General features: G+C 71.6%; 16 protein-coding genes and 1 riboswitch. Of the genes, 10 read left to right on the top strand and 6 right to left on the bottom strand.

All coding sequences use genetic code 11. From position 1 onward, the window contains the following. Positions 1–41 precede the first annotated feature (41 nt). A complete protein-coding gene (locus tag ACGFH8_RS32385) occupies positions 42–698 on the bottom strand; it encodes an NAD(P)H-binding protein (RefSeq protein WP_393374801.1) in 657 nt (218 codons plus the stop codon). A 110-nt stretch (positions 699–808) separates the two neighbouring features. On the opposite strand from ACGFH8_RS32385, the gene ACGFH8_RS32380 reads away from it, so the two are divergent. From ACGFH8_RS32380 to gcvP, 3 genes are all read left to right on the top strand, one after another. Then, complete coding sequence (locus ACGFH8_RS32380) at positions 809–1,876, top strand: MerR family transcriptional regulator (RefSeq protein ID WP_393374798.1); 1,068 nt, start codon at positions 809–811, stop codon at positions 1,874–1,876. Positions 1,877–2,044: 168 nt separating this feature from the next. Further along, positions 2,045–2,890, top strand: coding sequence for an NAD-dependent protein deacetylase (locus ACGFH8_RS32375; RefSeq protein ID WP_393374795.1), 846 nt, complete (start codon positions 2,045–2,047; stop codon positions 2,888–2,890). A 66-nt stretch (positions 2,891–2,956) separates the two neighbouring features. Then, positions 2,957–3,056, top strand: a riboswitch (glycine riboswitch). A 75-nt stretch (positions 3,057–3,131) separates the two neighbouring features. After that, on the top strand, positions 3,132–5,954 hold the full coding sequence (gene gcvP / locus ACGFH8_RS32370) for an aminomethyl-transferring glycine dehydrogenase (RefSeq protein WP_393374792.1): 2,823 nt from the start codon (positions 3,132–3,134) through the stop codon (positions 5,952–5,954). Positions 5,955–6,080: 126 nt separating this feature from the next. Here the strand turns inward: gcvP and ACGFH8_RS32365 are convergent, their stop codons facing one another. Beyond that, positions 6,081–6,281 carry a DUF5999 family protein gene (locus ACGFH8_RS32365; protein ID WP_007460326.1) on the bottom strand — a complete coding sequence of 67 codons (201 nt, stop codon included), beginning with the start codon at positions 6,279–6,281 and terminating at the stop codon, positions 6,081–6,083. Positions 6,282–6,377: 96 nt separating this feature from the next. Between ACGFH8_RS32365 and ACGFH8_RS32360 the strand changes: the two genes are divergently transcribed. Both ACGFH8_RS32360 and ACGFH8_RS32355 read left to right on the top strand, forming a co-directional pair. Further along, a complete protein-coding gene (locus ACGFH8_RS32360; protein WP_393374867.1) occupies positions 6,378–7,619 on the top strand; it encodes a chorismate-binding protein in 1,242 nt (413 codons plus the stop codon). 9 nt (positions 7,620–7,628) lie between these two features. Then, positions 7,629–8,138, top strand: a complete 510-nt coding sequence (locus ACGFH8_RS32355; protein WP_393374789.1) for a peptide deformylase — start codon at positions 7,629–7,631, stop codon at positions 8,136–8,138. Here ACGFH8_RS32355 and ACGFH8_RS32350 read toward each other — a convergent pair. Both ACGFH8_RS32350 and ACGFH8_RS32345 read right to left on the bottom strand, forming a co-directional pair. Then, positions 8,118–8,903, bottom strand: coding sequence for a GNAT family N-acetyltransferase (locus ACGFH8_RS32350; protein WP_393374786.1), 786 nt, complete (start codon positions 8,901–8,903; stop codon positions 8,118–8,120). The genes ACGFH8_RS32355 and ACGFH8_RS32350 overlap by 21 nt on opposite strands. Next, entirely contained in the window at positions 8,903–9,676 is a 774-nt protein-coding gene (locus ACGFH8_RS32345; RefSeq protein ID WP_393374784.1) for a sulfite exporter TauE/SafE family protein, read from the bottom strand. Before ACGFH8_RS32345 ends, ACGFH8_RS32350 begins: the two co-directional genes overlap by 1 nt. 184 nt (positions 9,677–9,860) lie before the next feature. Here ACGFH8_RS32345 and ACGFH8_RS32340 point away from each other — a divergent pair, with 184 nt between their 5' ends. Both ACGFH8_RS32340 and ACGFH8_RS32335 read left to right on the top strand, forming a co-directional pair. Continuing rightward, a complete protein-coding gene (locus tag ACGFH8_RS32340; protein WP_393374781.1) occupies positions 9,861–10,640 on the top strand; it encodes an endonuclease/exonuclease/phosphatase family protein in 780 nt (259 codons plus the stop codon). A gap of 7 nt (positions 10,641–10,647) precedes the next feature. Further along, positions 10,648–10,800, top strand: coding sequence for a hypothetical protein (locus ACGFH8_RS32335; RefSeq protein WP_393374778.1), 153 nt, complete (start codon positions 10,648–10,650; stop codon positions 10,798–10,800). Between the two features lie 9 nt (positions 10,801–10,809). Here the strand turns inward: ACGFH8_RS32335 and ACGFH8_RS32330 are convergent, their stop codons facing one another. Further along, entirely contained in the window at positions 10,810–11,817 is a 1,008-nt protein-coding gene (locus ACGFH8_RS32330) for a tyrosine-type recombinase/integrase (protein ID WP_393374775.1), read from the bottom strand. A gap of 110 nt (positions 11,818–11,927) precedes the next feature. Here ACGFH8_RS32330 and ACGFH8_RS32325 point away from each other — a divergent pair, with 110 nt between their 5' ends. Next, positions 11,928–12,677, top strand: coding sequence for a hypothetical protein (locus tag ACGFH8_RS32325; RefSeq protein WP_393374773.1), 750 nt, complete (start codon positions 11,928–11,930; stop codon positions 12,675–12,677). A gap of 90 nt (positions 12,678–12,767) precedes the next feature. On the opposite strand, the gene ACGFH8_RS32320 is transcribed toward ACGFH8_RS32325, so the two are convergent. Beyond that, the gene (locus ACGFH8_RS32320; RefSeq protein WP_393374771.1) at positions 12,768–13,802 is read right to left on the bottom strand and encodes a hypothetical protein; all 1,035 of its coding nucleotides are present in this window, start codon (positions 13,800–13,802) and stop codon (positions 12,768–12,770) included. Positions 13,803–14,010: 208 nt separating this feature from the next. On the opposite strand from ACGFH8_RS32320, the gene ACGFH8_RS32315 reads away from it, so the two are divergent. Further along, positions 14,011–14,703: a hypothetical protein gene (locus ACGFH8_RS32315; RefSeq protein ID WP_393374769.1), complete on the top strand. Its 693-nt coding sequence runs from the start codon at positions 14,011–14,013 to the stop codon at positions 14,701–14,703. A 261-nt stretch (positions 14,704–14,964) separates the two neighbouring features. Beyond that, positions 14,965–16,344, top strand: coding sequence for a glucose-6-phosphate dehydrogenase (zwf, locus tag ACGFH8_RS32310; RefSeq protein ID WP_393374767.1), 1,380 nt, complete (start codon positions 14,965–14,967; stop codon positions 16,342–16,344). Positions 16,345–16,454: the final 110 nt, after the last annotated feature.

The following is a 16,454-nucleotide window of genomic DNA, read 5'->3' as shown; positions in this document are numbered from 1 at the left end:
GTGCGATCCCCTGCCCGGGTGCTCCGCTGAAAGGTCACTGGTCAGGTGGTGGCGGCGCGGATGGCGTCGGCGATCGGGGTGGGCCCGTTGACGAGTTCCAGGGTCGCACCGGTGGTGGCTGGTGCGTCGAGCAGGGCGACGAGGACGTGGGCGACGTCGGCGCGGCTGATCGCGCCCCGCCCGGCGTGTCGGGTGAGGGTGACCTGCCCGGTGGGTGGGTCGTCGGTGAGCCGGCCGGGCCGCAGCACCGTCCAGGCCAGGTCACGGCCCCGCAGGTCGTCCTCGGCGGCGCGTTTGGCGCGCAGGTACGCCGCCCACACGTCGTCGGTGCCGGCGGCGGGTGGGGTGTCCACACCCATCGAGGAGACCAGCAGGTAGCGGCGGACACCGGCGTGGGTGGCGGCGTCGGCGAGCAGGGCGGCGGCGGCCCGGTCGACGGTGTCCTTGCGGGCGGCGCCGCTGCCGGGTCCGGCGCCCGCGGCGAAGATCACCGCGTCGGCGCCGTGCAGGTGCGCGGCCAGCTCGGTGACCGAGGTGTGTTCCAGGTCGCAGACGACGGGGGTGGCGCCGGCGGCGCGCAGCGTCGCGGCCTGCGCGGGGTTGCGGATCAGGCCGACGGCGGTGTCACCGCGCCCGGCGAGGTGGGGGTGCAGCAGTAGGGCGATCTTGCCGTGGCCTCCGGCGATGACGACACGCATGCGCCCAACCTACCGGCGCCGTGGGTTTCGGCGGCGTGACCTTGACCTTCGGGTAACCCTGAGCCTGGGGGTGTGCCGGTCGCCGTGACCGGCGCGAGGAGGATGGCGACGTGGGGTTGTGGACCATCGGGGTGTTCGCCCGGGCGGCGAGGCTGACGCCGAAGGCGCTGCGCCTGTACGAGCAGGTGGGGCTCCTGCTGCCGGCCGCTGTCGATCCTGAGTCCGGGTATCGGCTCTACGACCCGGAGCAGCTGCCGGTGGCTCGGTTGGTCGCCCAGCTACGGCGTATCGGTATGCCGCTGGCGACGATCCGCGTCGTGTGTGCCCTGCGGCCCGCGGCGGCGGCGGAGGTGGTCGCCGCGTACTGGCGGGAGGTCAGCGTCGACACCGCGGCCCGTGCCCGGCTCGCCACGGTCCTCGTGGAGCATCTTCTGGACGGGGACGTCTCCGTGTCTCGGTCGAATCCCGACCTTGCCGTTCGCTGTGCCGCCGGCTGTGTCGCCGGGGTGGCGCGTGACAGCAACGAGGACGCCGCGTACGCCAGTGAGCGGCTGTTCGCCGTCGCCGACGGTATGCGGGGGCCTGGTGGGGCTGCGGCCAGTGCCGCCGCCATCGACGCCCTCCTGCCGTTGGTGCTCGCCGACACCCCGGCGGTGGACCTGCTGACGATGCTGGCCGGTGCGGTCACCGACGTCGACCGCACCGTGGGGGCGTTGGCCACCGACGAGCACCAGCCGGTCACCACGTTGACCGCGTTGCTGCGCAGCGGCTCCCAGTTGGCGCTGGTGCACGTCGGTGACACCCGGGCGTACCTGTTGCGGGGCGGGGAGTTGTCGCTGCTGACGCAGGATCACACCTGGGTGCGGACCCAGGTGGATCAGGGTCGTCTCGACGCCGGCGAGGCTGCCGCGCATCCGCAGCGGGCGGTGCTGGTGCGCGCGCTGGGTGGGGGTCGGCAGGTCGAGGCTGATCTGGCGCTGCGGACCGCGTTGCCCGGTGACCGGTACCTGCTGTGCTCCGACGGGCTGTGGGCGGTCGTGGAGCGTGCCGATCTGCACGCGACGCTGGGTGCCGGCGGCGGTCCCGAGGACACGGTGGGTGCGCTGATCGACCTGGCGCAGGCGCGCGGTGGGCCGGACAACATCGCCTGCGTCGTCGCCGACGCCGTCGCGCGGTAGCCCGGCGCCCCACCCCACCCCCACCCCCGCCCGGCCCCAACCGAGCGGTTCGATCATGAGGTTGTCGTCACGACACGCCGCGACGGTCGACGATAACTCCATGATCAACGGGGTGGGGTGGGGCGTTGGGGTTCGGCGCTGGGCTACTGGTTGAGGCAGCATTGAGGGGTGACGGACAGTTTCGAGGCGGTGCGCGCGCTGGTGGCCGATGGTGGGGTGGTGGTGCTCAGCGGGGCGGGCCTGTCCACCGAGTCGGGCATCCCGGATTACCGGGGGCCCAGTGGGGTGGCGCGGCGGCACACCCCGATGACCTACCAGGCGTTCACCACCGATCCCGTGGCCCGGCGGCGGTACTGGGCGCGCAGCCACCTGGGGTGGCGGTTGATCGCGGGTGCGGCGCCGAACGCCGGGCACCGGGCGGTGGCGGGGTTGCAACACGCCGGTCTGGTCGAGACGGTGATCACCCAGAACGTCGACGGTCTGCACGGTGCGGCCGGCAGCACGTCGGTGATCGAGTTGCATGGTCGCCTGGACGAGGTGATCTGCCTGGACTGCGGCAACCTGACCTCCCGGGAGGAGCTGGACCGGCGGTTGCGCGAGGCCAACCCGGACTTCGTGGCCCGCGTCGCCGCGGTCAACCCGGACGGTGATGTGGATCTCCCCGACGAGCAGGTGGCGGCGTTCCGGACGGTGGATTGTGCGATCTGCGGCACGGGGATGCTGAAACCGGACGTGGTGTTCTTCGGGGAGACGGTGCCGCCGCAGCGGGTGGCGCGGTGTTTCGCGGCCGTGGAGCGGGCTCGGTCGGTGCTGGTGCTCGGGTCGTCGTTGACGGTGATGTCGGGGCGCCGGTTCGTGATCCGCGCGGCGAAACGGGGCATTCCGGTGGCGATCGTGAACCAGGGGCCGACCCGTGGTGACGGCCACGCCACGGTCCGCGTCGACGCGCCCCTGGGTGCCCTGTTGCCGCGGTTGGCCGCGCGGGTGGGTGGAGACGCACCGGTCGGGGTGTGACCGCACCGGCCCGGGGGTAGGACATCTGCCTGTAACACCGTCGCTGGTAGCGTTGACCATGCCGGTAACACCCACGTGGGAGAGACCGCCCGATCAGCACGCGGGGCGGCGCCGAAGGGGCAAATCCTCCCCGGAACCTCTCAGGCAAAAGGACCTCGTGGGCAGGCACTGTGGAGCGCCCCCGTGTGGGGTGCGACAGAGGGGGAGGCCGACACGTCGACCTCGCCCCGGGAGTGCCCCCATGACCGCAGAGCAGTTCGCCACCCGTCACATCGGTCCCGGCCCCGACGACGAGCGTCGGATGTTGGAGGTCGTCGGGCATCACTCGATCGACGAGCTGATGGACGCCGCGATCCCCGAGGTGATCCGCTGGCACGGCACCCTGGACCTGCCGGACCCGGCCACCGAGGCCGAGGCGCTCGCCGAGCTGCGGGCCCTCGCGGCCCGCAACACCGTCGCCGTCTCCATGATCGGGCTGGGGTACCACGGCACGCACACCCCGGCGGTGATCCGCCGCAACGTGCTGGAGGACCCGGCCTGGTACACGGCGTACACGCCGTACCAGCCGGAGATCAGCCAGGGCCGCCTGGAGGCGCTGCTGAACTTCCAGACGATGGTCACCGACCTGACCGGCCTGGCCACCGCGAACGCCTCGATGCTCGACGAGGGCACCGCCGCCGCCGAGGCGATGACCCTCGCGCGGCGGGCCTCCAAGAGCAAGAGCCGGGTGTACGTCGTCGACGCCGACGCGTTGCCGCAGACCATCGCGGTGATCACCAGCCGGGCCGAGCCGCTCGGCATCGACGTGCGGGTCGTCGACGTCGAGCGCGACGAGCTGCCCGGTGAGTTCTTCGGCCTGCACCTGCAGTACCCGGGCGCGTCCGGGGCGGTGCGCGACCACAGCAGCCTCGTGGAGGCCGCGCACGCCGTCGGGGCGCTCGTCACGGTCGCGGCGGACCTGTTGGCGTTGACGCTGCTGCGGGCGCCGGGGGACATCGGCGCGGACATCGCCGCCGGCACCACGCAGCGCTTCGGCGTACCCATGGGCTTCGGTGGGCCGCACGCCGGCTACCTGGCGGTGCGTTCCGGTCTGGAGCGGATGCTGCCCGGGCGCCTGGTCGGGGTGTCCCGCGACGCGGACGGCAACCCGGCGTACCGGTTGGCGTTGCAGACCCGCGAGCAGCACATCCGCCGGGAGAAGGCGACAAGCAACATCTGCACCGCGCAGGTGCTCCTCGCCGTGATGGCCGGCATGTACGCCGTCTACCACGGCCCGGACGGGCTGCGGGACATCGCGACGCGTACCCATGACATGGCGGCGCGGCTCGCGGCCGGGTTGCGCGCCGGCGGCGTGGACGTCGCGGACGTCGCGTTCTTCGACACCGTCACCGCGCACGTGCCCGCACGGGCGCAGCGGATCGTCGCGGCGGCCGCGCAGCGGGGCGTGAACCTGCGGCTTGTCGACGCCGACCGGGTGGGCGTGTCCTGCGACGAGACGACCACCGACGCGCACCTGCGCGCGGTGTGGGAGGCGTTCGAGGTGCCCGCCCTCGACGGGGCCGTGGACGCGGCCCTGCCCGTCGAGCTGACCCGGCGCGGTGACTTCCTCACCCACCCGGTGTTCCGCAGCCACCACTCGGAGACGGCGATGCTGCGCTACCTGCGGCGGCTGTCGGACTTCGACTACGCCCTGGACCGGGGCATGATCCCGCTCGGGTCGTGCACGATGAAGCTCAACGCCACCACCGAGATGGAGCCGGTCAGCTGGGCGGAGTTCGCGAACATCCACCCGTTCGCGCCGGACACCCAGACCGTCGGGTACCGGGAGATGATCGGCCAGCTGGAGTCGTGGCTGGCCGAGGTGACCGGCTACGACGCGGTCAGCGTGCAACCCAACGCCGGGTCGCAGGGTGAGCTGGCCGGGTTGTTGGCGATCCGCTCCTACCACGCCTCGCGCGGTGAGTCGCACCGCGACGTGTGCCTGATCCCGTCGTCGGCGCACGGCACGAACGCCGCGTCGGCGGTGATGGCCGGTATGCGGGTCGTCGTGGTGGCCTGCGACGACAACGGCAACGTCGACCTCGTCGACCTGGACGCGAAGATCGACAAGCACCGCGACGCGCTCGCCGGGATCATGGTGACGTACCCGTCGACGCACGGGGTGTACGAGACGGGCATCGCGTCGCTGTGCGCGAAGGTCCACGACGCCGGCGGGCAGGTGTACGTCGACGGGGCGAACCTCAACGCCCTGGTCGGGTTCGCCAAGCCCGGCAGGTTCGGCGCGGACGTGTCCCACCTCAACCTGCACAAGACGTTCTGCATCCCGCACGGCGGCGGCGGCCCCGGCGTCGGCCCGGTCGCGGTGCGCGCGCACCTGGCGCCGTTCCTGCCCGGTGACCCGCTGGGCGCGCACGCCGACGCCACACCGGCGATCTCGGCGGCGAAGTACGGGTCGGCGGGCATCCTGCCGATCCCGTGGGCGTACCTGCGGATGATGGGCGCCGAGGGCCTGACCCGGGCCACCGGCGTGGCGGTCCTCGCCGCGAACTACGTGGCCGCGCGGCTGCGGGGGCACTTCCCGGTGCTCTACGCCGGCAACAAGGGCCTGGTGGCCCACGAGTGCATCCTCGACCTGCGGCCCGTGACGAAGGCGACCGGGGTGAGCGTCGACGACGTCGCGAAGCGGCTGATCGACTACGGCTTCCACGCGCCGACGATGTCGTTCCCGGTCGCGGGGACGCTGATGGTGGAGCCGACCGAGAGTGAGGACCTGGCCGAGCTGGACCGGTTCTGCGACGCGATGATCGCGATCCGGGCGGAGATCGAGCAGGTGGGGTCCGGGGCGTGGCCGGCGGGGGACAACCCCCTGGCCAACGCGCCGCACACCGCGGCGATGGTCAGCGGTGACGACTGGCCGCACCCGTACCCGCGGTCGGTGGGCGCGTACCCGGCCGGGGTGGACCGGGCCGGGAAGTACTGGCCGCCGGTGCGGCGCGTCGACGGCGCGTACGGCGACCGGAACCTGGTCTGCTCGTGCCCGTCGCCAGAGGCGTTCGAGGACTGACAACGGGCGAGCCGGGGCGGGCGGTACAGGCCGCCCCGGCAGCCGCTGCGGCCTGGGCGGGGACGTCCCTTACCGGGGGACTAGCCTGGGCCGACGGGCGGCTAAACGGTGACGCTGGGTGGTCGATCAGGCCACGAGGGCGTGGCGGGCGGGACCGCGGTGCGGTGCGATGCTGCTGCCGTCGGGAAGCAACTCGCCGGTGTCCTCGAAGACGATCACACCGTTGCAGAGCAGGCTCCAGCCCTGCTCACGGAAGCAGGCGAGGACCCGCGCGGCTTCCCGGTCGGTGGCTTCAGCGGAGGGGCAGGTCGGTTGGTGCTGGCACATCAGGGTCTCCGGACTGTGGGGGCACTGTGTCATGGTTCACATGACCAGTGACGCACAGTACCAAGCGAAAGTGTCCAGCAACGAGCAGGTCTCGGCCTGGCGCACGGGAAATCCACTGAACGGATGAGGAAGGTCGGACCATACGGCGTGGAAACGCTCCCACAGGTGCGGGTCGATGTCCCCGCAGCGCCTACCGCCTGCCGCGACACGCTCACCGAACGCGCACGCCTGCACTGGCACCGCCACGACGGCGGCGACCCCGCCGCCCTCGCCGAGGAGTTCCTCGCCGCGCACGGCCTGCCCCTGCACGACCTCACCCGACCCGCCCCCACCCACCACCACAGCGGGGTCTGCGGCGCCGCGCTCTACCTGTCCGCCGCCGCCGGCGCGCACCTGGCCGGCGCACCCACCACCGCCCCCGAACCCGCGCCCACCCTCCCCGACCTCACCGTCGTCGTCTACGAACACGGCCCCACCCGCGCCACCCCACCGGCCGCACCCACCCCCTGGTGGCTCGGCCCGTGGACCGAAAGCTGGACCCCCCGCCAACACGCCGACGCCGTCGCCGCCGTCCGCGCCGCCATCGGCCGCGGCGACGTCTACCAGACCAACCTCGTCGGACACGCCGCCGCCCCCTACACCGGCGACCCCCTGCCCGCCCTGCGCCGCCTCAGCGCCCTCCCCGGCGCCCGCTACGGCGGCGTCCTCACCGGCGACGGCTGGGCCATCGGCTGCGCCTCCCCGGAAACCCTCATCGAGGTCACCGACGGACACCTCATCACCCGACCCATCAAGGGCACCCGCCCCGCCACCCCCACCGGCCACACCGAACTGCTCGCCAGCGCCAAGGAACGCGCCGAACACATCATGATCGTCGACCTGGAACGCAACGACCTCGCCCGCATCGCCCGCACCGGCACCGTCACCGTCGACGACCTGTTCACCGTGCGCCGCTGGTGCGACCTGTGGCAGGCCGAGTCCACCGTCCGCGCCACCGCCGCCGACGGCCTCGGCCTCGCCGACCTCCTCCGCGCCACCTGCCCCGGCGGCTCCGTCACCGGCGCACCCAAACACGCCGCCCTCACCCAGATCACCACCCTCGAACCCGTCGGCCGCGGCGCCAGCATGGGCGCACTCGGCTGGGTCACCCCCGGCCACATCGACCTCGGCCTGACCATCCGCACCGCCGCCGCCGACACCGACCTACTGCACACCTGGGCCGGCGGCGGCATCACCTGGGACAGCGACGCCCACGCCGAAGTCGCCGAAGCCGCCGCCAAGACCGCACCGATCCGCGCCACCCTGGCCGGACACGAAACCCACCGCCCCCGGCGATAAACTGCCCCCATGACCATGCGGCCCATCCGGATCATCGGCGACCCCGTCCTACGCACCGAATGCGACCCGGTCACCACCTTCGACGCCGAGCTACGGGCCCTCGTCACCGACCTGATGGACACCCTCCTCGGCGCCCCCGGCCGCGCCGGCGTCGCCGCACCACAGATCGGCGTCAGCGCCCAGGTGTTCGTCTACGACGCCGACGGGCACCGCGGCCACCTCATCAACCCCACCCTGGAACTCTCCGACGACCTCCAGGACGACGACGAGGGCTGCCTGTCCATCCCCGGCCTCTACTTCCCGACCGTCCGGGCCCTGCACGCCACCGCCCACGGCGTCGACCAACACGGCGAGCCCCTCACCATCGCCGGCAGCGGATTCCTCGCCCGCGCCCTGCAACACGAGACCGACCACCTGCACGGCACCCTCTACGTCGACACCCTGCGCGGCGACACCCGCCGCCGCGCCCTGCGCGAGATCCGCGCCGGCCGCTTCGACTCACCCAGCCGCCGCGCCTGAAGCCGTCAACGTCCACTCGTCGTAGTCGGCGACCCGGCTGAAACCCACCCGCTCGTACAGGCGCACCGCCACCACATTGTCGGCCTTCACGTTCAACGTCACATGCTCCACGCTCTGGAGCAGCCGCACACACAACGCCGCCACCACCGACGCGCCCAACCCCCGCCCCCGCCACCGCGGATCCGTCGTGACGTTACCCAACGCCGCCACCCCGTACGCCGGGGAGAACACGTGCACCCCCGCCACCGCGACCAGCGCACCACCGTCGCGGATCCCCAGATACTGCCCGGTCCGCACCATCCGCTCGTCGAACCAGTTCCCCGGGTACGCCCGCGCGTACAACTCCCGCACCTGCGGCAGGTCCGCCACACCGAGCACCACCCCCGCCGGGGCCACCGCACCCAGCCGCCCCGCATCGGTCAACGCCATCCGGTGATGCCGGCCACCGGGCGTCAACCGGAACGACCCGGCCAGGGCATCGCCCAGGCCGGGGGACAGGTGCGCGTACAACCGCGCCGGCAGCACCGGCGCCACCTGCCCCAGCAACACCGACAACGCCGCCCTGTCCGCCGGCGCGCCGAACGCCAACAACGTCGGCAGGTCACCACCGTGATACAGCAACACCACCTGATCATCCAGGCGAAACCACGACGTGTACGGCCAGAAGAAATCGTCCAGGTCACCCAACTGGTACGCGTGCAACACCGGGTCACGCCCCAGCAACCGCGCCAGCACCCCCCGGTCGTGCTCCGCCCGCACCGACATCAGCGCGCCACCCACTGGTCGTGACCCAACTTCGCGACCAACGCCACCACCACCACCAACAACACCACCCGCACGAACCCCGACCCCCGACGCAACGCCATCCGCGCCCCCACCACCGCCCCCGCGACGTTGCACACCGCCATCGCCGCACCCAGCAACCACCACACATGCCCGGTCACCCCGAACACCACCAACGCACCCAGATTCGTCCCCGCGTTGACCACCTTCGCCATCGCCGAACCATGCACGAAATCCGCGCCCACCAGAGCCGTGAACGCCAACACCAAGAACGTCCCCGTACCCGGACCGATCAACCCGTCGTACAGGGCAATGCCCACCCCCGCCACCACGACCGCCGCCACCACCCGCACCGGAGTCCGCCGCCGCGGCAACGCCACCACCCCCAACCGGGGACGCAGCAACACGAACACCGCCACCGCCACCAACACGACCAACACCACCGGCCGGTACGCCGACGCCGGCACCGCCCCGGCCAACGCCGCACCCACACCCGCACTCACCACCGCCAGCCCCGCCGCCGGCGCCACCACCCGCCAGTCCACCTCGGTCCGCCGCGCGTACGTCGCCGCCGCCGTGGTCGTCCCGAAGATCGCAGCCAACTTGTTCGTGCCCAACGCGGTGGCCACCGGCAACCCCGGCGCCGCCACCAGCAACGCCGGCAGCAGCAACAACCCACCACCACCGACCACGGCGTCAACCCACCCCGCCATCGCGGCAGCGGCCAGCAAAGTACTCAGCGATACGGCGTCCACGGGCGGCAATTCTCCCCACCCCACCCGCACCGACAGCCCCGCAAGTGGCCAGACTCACCCGCTCAGCGACCCCGAGAACGCCGCACCCACACCCCCAACGCGCCAACCGCCACGAACACCAGCACGGAACACAGCAACAGCTTCAGCACCCGGCAACCATGCCACGGACACGTATGGTGCAGAAGTGCGCCTGGCCACCTTCAACCTGCTGCACGGACGATCCCTGACCGACGGGCTCGTCACCTCCAGCCGCCTCACCGCCGCCATCCGCGCCCTCGACGCCGACGTGCTCGCCCTACAGGAGGTCGACCGCGACCAACACCGCAGCGGCCAACTCGACCTCACCACCATCGCCGCCCACGCCCTCGACGCACCCCAACACCGCTTCGCCGCCGCCGTCGTCGGCACCCCCGGCGAACACTTCCGCCCACTACGCCACGAGGACGACGGACACGGCGAACCCTGCTACGGCATCGGCCTGATCAGCCGCCACCCCGTCCGCAGCTGGCACATCACCCGCCTCAAACCCGCCCCCGTACGCTCCCCGGTCTACGTGCCCGGCCCCCGCGGCGGGCTCATCCTGCTACACGACGAACCCCGCGTCGTCCTCGCCGCCGTCCTGGACACCCCCCACGGCCCCCTCACCGTCGCCGCGACCCACCTGTCCTTCGTACCCGGCTGGAACGCCCGCCAACTACGCCAGACCGTGCGCGCCCTGCGCGCCCTACCCGGCCCCCGCGTCCTGCTCGGCGACCTCAACCTGCCCGCCGGCGCCGCCCGGCTCATTTCCGGCTGGCACCCCCTGGGCCGCCGCCCCACCTACCCCTCCGGGCAGCCCCGCGTCCAACTCGACCACGTCCTCGCCGACCGGCACGCCCTCGACCAACTCCCACCGGTACGAGCCGTCAGCGCGCCGGCGTCCACCATCTCCGACCACCGCCCCCTCCTCGTCGACCTCGGCTGAACCCGCCATGCCGCCCCGCGTGCAACGCGGCAACGCCGCGCACCACCAGGGCGACACCACCGAACTCTTCGAGGGCTACGCCCACCTGCTACCCGCCCAGCACGGCTGGCCGCAGATCGCCGACCACGCCCTCGACCGGGCGCTGCGCCACGCCCGCTGACCGACGCGCTCACCCCCGCTCCACCGCCACCAGCGACGCCAACACCCGGTTGGTGCGGTTGGCCCGCACCGCCTCGCGCTGCTGCCCGGCCGTCACCTCGATGTACGTCTGCGACGACGCCAACGACGCGTGCCCCAACAACCGCATGATCTCCGCGGCGCTCGCCCCGTCCTCCGCCAGCCGCGTCGCGAACGTGTGCCGCAGCGCGTGCAACCGCGCCCCCCGCGGCACCCGGTCCCCGATTCCAGCCCGCCGATAACACGACTCCACCAGATACTGCAGCCCACCACGACGCAGCGGCTCACCGTGGCGATCCACGAGCAACGCCGAGTCGGGGCGCACCGACCGCGCCCCGAAACGCCGCCGCCGACTGTCCAGATAGTCGGCCACCACCCGGTCCAGATCGGCCTCGATCGGCACCACCCGGGGCCGCCCACCCTTGCCCGACACCTCGACACGCCGCTCGCCCGGCCGACCCGCCAGCGAGCCGACCCGCAGCGCCAGCAACTCCGACAGGCGCAGCCCGGCGCACAACGCCACCGCCAGCACCGCCACGTCGCGCTCCGGCCACGGGTCGCGCTGCCGACCGTCGTCGCGGGCGACCGACGCGAGCAGCACCTCGGGGGTGTCCGTGCCACGCAACGGTTTCGGCTGGGGGAGGAGCGCCCGGGGCCGGCCGACCGCCGGCATCGGGTTGCCCGCCACGAACCCGTCCGCGACCAGGAACGTGAAGAAACTGTTCCAGGTGGACCAGGCGCGGTGCACCGACGCGGGCGCACGGGGCGCGGCGAAGCGGGCGAACGCCGAGCGCATCACCCGGGGGGAGAGGTCGGTGATCGACAGCTCGGTCAGGGGGAGGGGAGTGGCGGTGGCGGCGTCCTCGGCGATGAGGTCGCCCACCGTGTGCAGGTCCCGCCGGTACGCCGCCAGTGTGTGGGGGGAGGGCTTGCGGGTGGCCCGAGCGGTCAGGAACTCCTCGATCAGCACCCCGAGCGATTCGTCCTTTTTGTCATGCATAAAGGATATTATGCAGCATTTTCGTGTTACCGGGAAGAGGTGGAGGAGGGGGAGTAGTGCCCGAACCCAGGCGATCCGTCCTGCATCGAGGGGCACGTATCGTGGCCGGCATGACGTCGCCGGCCGCTAACTGCTCCACCTGCGGTCAGCCTCGGATGCCGCACACGTACACGGAGCACGGCGACGACACGGATCGGGCCTGCCCGGCGGGGCACACGTGGCAGCCCGCCGACCCACCCGGCGGGGACCCGGACGCGGTGCCAACCGTCATCTCCGACGAACGCGAGCCGGCGACCGGCGTCGACTCCGTCCGCACCGGCGACGGGCGGAACTGGTCGATCGGCACGGCCAGCGACGTCGGCTGGATCGCCGACCACACCACACCGGGCCTCTCGGTCACCGCGGCGATCCCGGCGGTCTTCGACGCGTACGCCACGTTCCATCCGCCCGGCGGCGTCAGCCAGCAGGCCCACGAACACGCCGTGGTCCGTGAACTCGCCGCGGCCACCCCGGGCCAGCCCTGGTGGTTGGGTTATCTCGACACCGGCGCCCACGACGTCGTCTTCCCGCGCGCCGCCCGGGTGTCGCTCTACGGGGGCTGGTCCTACGTGCTCGTCGAAGCCGGCCCCGAGCAGGCCCTGACCTGGCGGACCGGTCACCTGCGCGGTGACGGAGCGCTGCCCGACCTGTTCTTTCCGGCGGATCACTCCTGGCTCGTCTCCGCGCTCTGGGACGACACCTGGACCGACATCGGCGGCAGCGCGCTATTGCTCGCCGCGCTGCGCCGCAATCCGCTTGTCAACGCGCGCCTCGTCGGACCCGACGAGGATGCCTGCCCGCCGGGCCTGACGCGGGACTGAAGGCTGCGAGGGGACCCGGTCCGCTCGGGTTACTTTACATAATGTACATTATCGAATCAGGATTCGGGTCGCGGATTGAGGGGCAACCGGTCAGAACTCGTCGAGTGCGGTGTCGGCCCACCTGGCCCAGGCGTCACGCCAGCGCAAGTCGACGGCCTCGCGCTCGTTGATGGGCGCGCCCTGTCGGGGCATGAGGTGTTGCCGTTCGCGCCAGGCGCGTTGAGCCGGATGACTGGACACACCTTCACCTAGCCCGGTGCCGTACAGCAGGATTTCGTTGATGGCGCGGGCACGCAGCGTCGCGTGCTCATCGAACCAGGTGGTGCCATCGGCGATGCTGGTGACGTGGGCGACGATGTCGCTCACCGCACGGTCGGCATCGGTTTCGTCCTGATCGGTGAGTTGCCTCTGTCGACGCACGGCGGCTTGCCAGAGCGTCGACAAGTACGGGGGCAGGTGCGGCGGTGCTCCCCCGTCGGCCATCCAGGCGATGTGGTCCCGACGGGTGCGCAGGGCGGCGTCGATGAGCGCCCGGTGTGGTTCGCGGGCCAGGCCGGGCGGCAGGGCGACCGGTTCCGTGGGCGGTGTCTTCGCCGTAGGCCGGCTACCCAGTGCGTCGAGTAGTGGGGTGAGGTCGGTGACCGAGCCGAGGTGCACGGTGGCGGGGTGCCAGTCGCGGGCCGTCACGGTGATCTCGACACCATCGCGTTCGCAGCGGGTCGCCCACCACCGATGGCCGGCTCGTACCGTACGGCCGGGAACTGGCTGGTCGTCGACCAGGACAGTCGTGTCGTTCTCGGTCCATTCGACGTCGGAGAACCGGTCTCCGGCGAGTCGCATGCCGTGTTCGAGGTGCGTGCGTAACGGGCCGGCGTTGACCGGGAGGTCGGCCCAGCGGGCGGTGTCGACGGTCGCCCACGGTCCGGTGGTGGGGTCGCCGTGCACGATTCGGACGACGGTGATCGTGTCGTCGAAGGTTTCGGTGCCGGCGAAGCACTCGGTGGCCGGGCGGTCGGGGCCGGTGAGCGCGACGACCGGTGTCGCGCTGTCCAGCAGTTCCCGGCGGACGCGTTCGGTCTGTTGCACGAAGCGTTCGTCCGGGCCGGGCGACGGGTCGTGTTTCATCCCGGCCTCCTCGTCGGTGCGGGCTGTGCCCTGCTGCCGTTCGTCATGGTGCCAGTGCGGTAGGGCAGCGGGCGAGGTCGGGCGAAGGTGCTGGCCGGGCGAGGTACGGCCCGATGCCCGAGTAGGAGCCGTCGTACTCGTCGTAGTGCTTGGTGGATGAGTACGGCGACTCATCCCGCGTGTGCGGCCAGCCAGCATCCTCGTAACCATGACTCCTCGTCGCCTGGCCAGGCTGGCAACGGCTGCAACTCTGGTGCTCGCGCTGACGGCGTGTGTGTCAGACGCACCCACGCGGGAGGAAGCGAGCCGGGAGGCGTACTCGGCCGCGGCCCGGCAGGCAAGTGCTTCGAGCCATGAGCGGATCAGCACCCTGCTCTCCGCCGTGACTCAGGCAGCGCCGCTCAGGTCGGTCGCGACGTCAAGACAGGACATCTGCCGGGCCGGCGACACCAACACCCTGTGGCCACACGACGACTACCGCATCAGGTGCGATCTGAGCGAGACCAGGTACTTCGGGGCCGACGGCGACATTTTGGATGTGCTGCGCGAGGTTGACAAGCGTGCCAAGGCTGCCGGGCTGATGCCGACCACCACCTCGGCCGTCGAGGAGATCGAGAGGTACCTTGCGGCGAACGGCAGGACCGATGATGGGCTACTGCTGCCCGAGCCGGGCCTGAGCTACCTCGTACCCGGGCACGACTCGACGGTTGGGGTCGGGTGGAGGCGAGACATCAGCACCTTGAGCAATCAGGGGGTCACGCAACTCACCTGGCCGACCGTCTTCCTTGAGGCCAACTCCGTTGACTTTGACACGCTGCGGAGTGGCCTGCTGCGCAGGTCCGAGTATCTCGTCACCGTCTCCTCGGGTACCACGTACTACGAAGTTCCCTGGCCTTCCTGACGATGCGGGACCTGGCCTGATCGTGCGGGACCGCGACATCGAGATGCTGATTGTCGGGTCTTGGTGGCCGCGGATGTGCTGGAGGGAGTAACCAGCACGCGGTTCGTGGAGGCGCGGCACACGCGAACTGTAAACCTTGCTTAGAGTAGAGCGCCGTCGCTGTCGCCGACCTCACGTGCGCCCCTCGCCGGGGAATTCTCGCGGTGGGCCGGGCCGTTGTCCGTTCGGAAGATCAGGATCAGATCATCGAATGGAAGTGCCATGGACATGCGCTCAGACGCGGTAGTGCTGTTCGGCGTCACGGGGGACCTCGTCTCGAAGAAGCTGTTCCCGGCCCTGTACGAGCTGACCCGGCGCGGTCGCCTCGACGTCCCGGTGATCGGCGTTGCCCGCTCCCCCTGGGATGATCAGCAGCTCGTCACCACGGCCCGCAAGTCGGTCACCGAAGCCAACAACGAGGTCGACGACGAGACCTTCGACCGGCTGGCGGACAACCTGTCGATGATCTCCGGGGACTACGCGGACCCGGCCACCTACCAGCGGCTGGCGGAGCGCCTGCGCGGCGCCGAGCGGCCGGTCTTCTACCTGGCGATTCCTCCGGCGGTGTTCGGCGCCGTCGTCGAGGGCCTCGCGGCGGCCGGCCTGGCCGACCGCGGCCGGGTCATCGTGGAGAAGCCGTTCGGGCGCGACCTGGAGTCCTCCCGCGAGCTGGACCGGACGCTGCGCGCGGCCTTCGACCAGCAGCGGGTGTTCCGCATCGACCACTACCTCGGCAAGGAAGCCGTCGAGGGGCTGTACGCCTTCCGGTTCGCCAACCGGCTCTTCGAGCCGCTGTGGAACAACGAGCACATCGACAACATCCAGGTCACTCTCGCCGAGGGTTTCGGCACCCAGGGCCGCGCCGGCTTCTACGACACGGTGGGCGCCACCCGGGACGTGTTGCAGAACCACATCCTGCAGGTCGTGGCGCTCATCGCGATGGAGGCTCCCGCCGCCGACGACACCGACGCGTTCAACGCCGCGGAGGTCGCGGTGCTGCGCCAGATCCGGCCACTGTCGCCGCGGTCCACCGTCCGGGGGCAGTATGCCGGTTACCGCGACGAGCCGGGCGTTGCGCCGGACTCGAACACCGAGACGTTCGTCGCCACCCGGTTGACTGTCGATTCCCCCCGCTGGTCGGGCGTGCCCTTCTACCTGCGGACCGGTAAGTCCCTCCCGGGGACGGCGACCGAGGTCGTGGTCGAGTTCAAGCAGCCGCAGCGCTCTTTGATCCCCGCCGAGGGTGGGGCCGAGGCGCCCGCGAACCTGCTGCGGTTCCGGCTCGGCCGCGGTGACGGCATCACGATGTCGATCCAGGCGAAGAGCCCGGGTGCGGAGGTGACCAGCCGCCCGGTGGACCTCTCCGTCGACTTCGGCGCGGCTCTCGGCCGCCGGCAGGAGGCCTACGAGCGTCTGCTCGACGACGCGATGGATGGGCAGCACCTGCGCTTCGCGCGCGAGGAGACGATCGAGCAGGAGTGGCGCGTCGTCGAGCCGATCCTGGATCTGCCGGCCGCCGTGCAGTCGTACGAGAAGGGCACCTGGGGTCCGGCGGACGCCGACGCGTTGGCCGGCGGCTGGCACACTCCGGACCTGCGGTAGCTGCTGACCGCAGCGGGCTCGCTGACTGACCGCTCAGCTCAGCGGGGGGACCGTCCGGCGATGGTGAGGTTTGCCGCAGGCGTGTGCTGTGGGCACGTTGTGCGGGACGT

It is taken from the genome of Micromonospora sp. NPDC049175 (assembly GCF_043197345.1).
Lineage (GTDB): Bacteria > Actinomycetota > Actinomycetes > Mycobacteriales > Micromonosporaceae > Micromonospora.
Note: the sequence above shows the minus strand (reverse complement) of the source record. Positions and strands in the feature narration are given on the sequence as shown.

Bases quoted from the DNA above. Each gene is read 5' to 3' on its own strand.
- ACGFH8_RS32385 (WP_393374801.1), bottom strand. From the start codon at position 698: ATGCGTGTCGTCATCGCCGGAGGCCACGGCAAGATCGCCCTACTGCTG.
- gcvP (WP_393374792.1), top strand. From the start codon at position 3,132: ATGACCGCAGAGCAGTTCGCCACCCGTCACATCGGTCCCGGCCCCGAC.
- ACGFH8_RS32365 (WP_007460326.1), bottom strand. From the start codon at position 6,281: ATGTGCCAGCACCAACCGACCTGCCCCTCCGCTGAAGCCACCGACCGG.
- ACGFH8_RS32355 (WP_393374789.1), top strand. From the start codon at position 7,629: ATGACCATGCGGCCCATCCGGATCATCGGCGACCCCGTCCTACGCACC.
- ACGFH8_RS32350 (WP_393374786.1), bottom strand. From the start codon at position 8,903: ATGTCGGTGCGGGCGGAGCACGACCGGGGGGTGCTGGCGCGGTTGCTG.
- ACGFH8_RS32335 (WP_393374778.1), top strand. From the start codon at position 10,648: ATGCCGCCCCGCGTGCAACGCGGCAACGCCGCGCACCACCAGGGCGAC.
- ACGFH8_RS32330 (WP_393374775.1), bottom strand. From the start codon at position 11,817: ATGCATGACAAAAAGGACGAATCGCTCGGGGTGCTGATCGAGGAGTTC.
- ACGFH8_RS32325 (WP_393374773.1), top strand. From the start codon at position 11,928: ATGACGTCGCCGGCCGCTAACTGCTCCACCTGCGGTCAGCCTCGGATG.
- ACGFH8_RS32320 (WP_393374771.1), bottom strand. From the start codon at position 13,802: ATGAAACACGACCCGTCGCCCGGCCCGGACGAACGCTTCGTGCAACAG.
- ACGFH8_RS32315 (WP_393374769.1), top strand. From the start codon at position 14,011: ATGACTCCTCGTCGCCTGGCCAGGCTGGCAACGGCTGCAACTCTGGTG.
- zwf (WP_393374767.1), top strand. From the start codon at position 14,965: ATGGACATGCGCTCAGACGCGGTAGTGCTGTTCGGCGTCACGGGGGAC.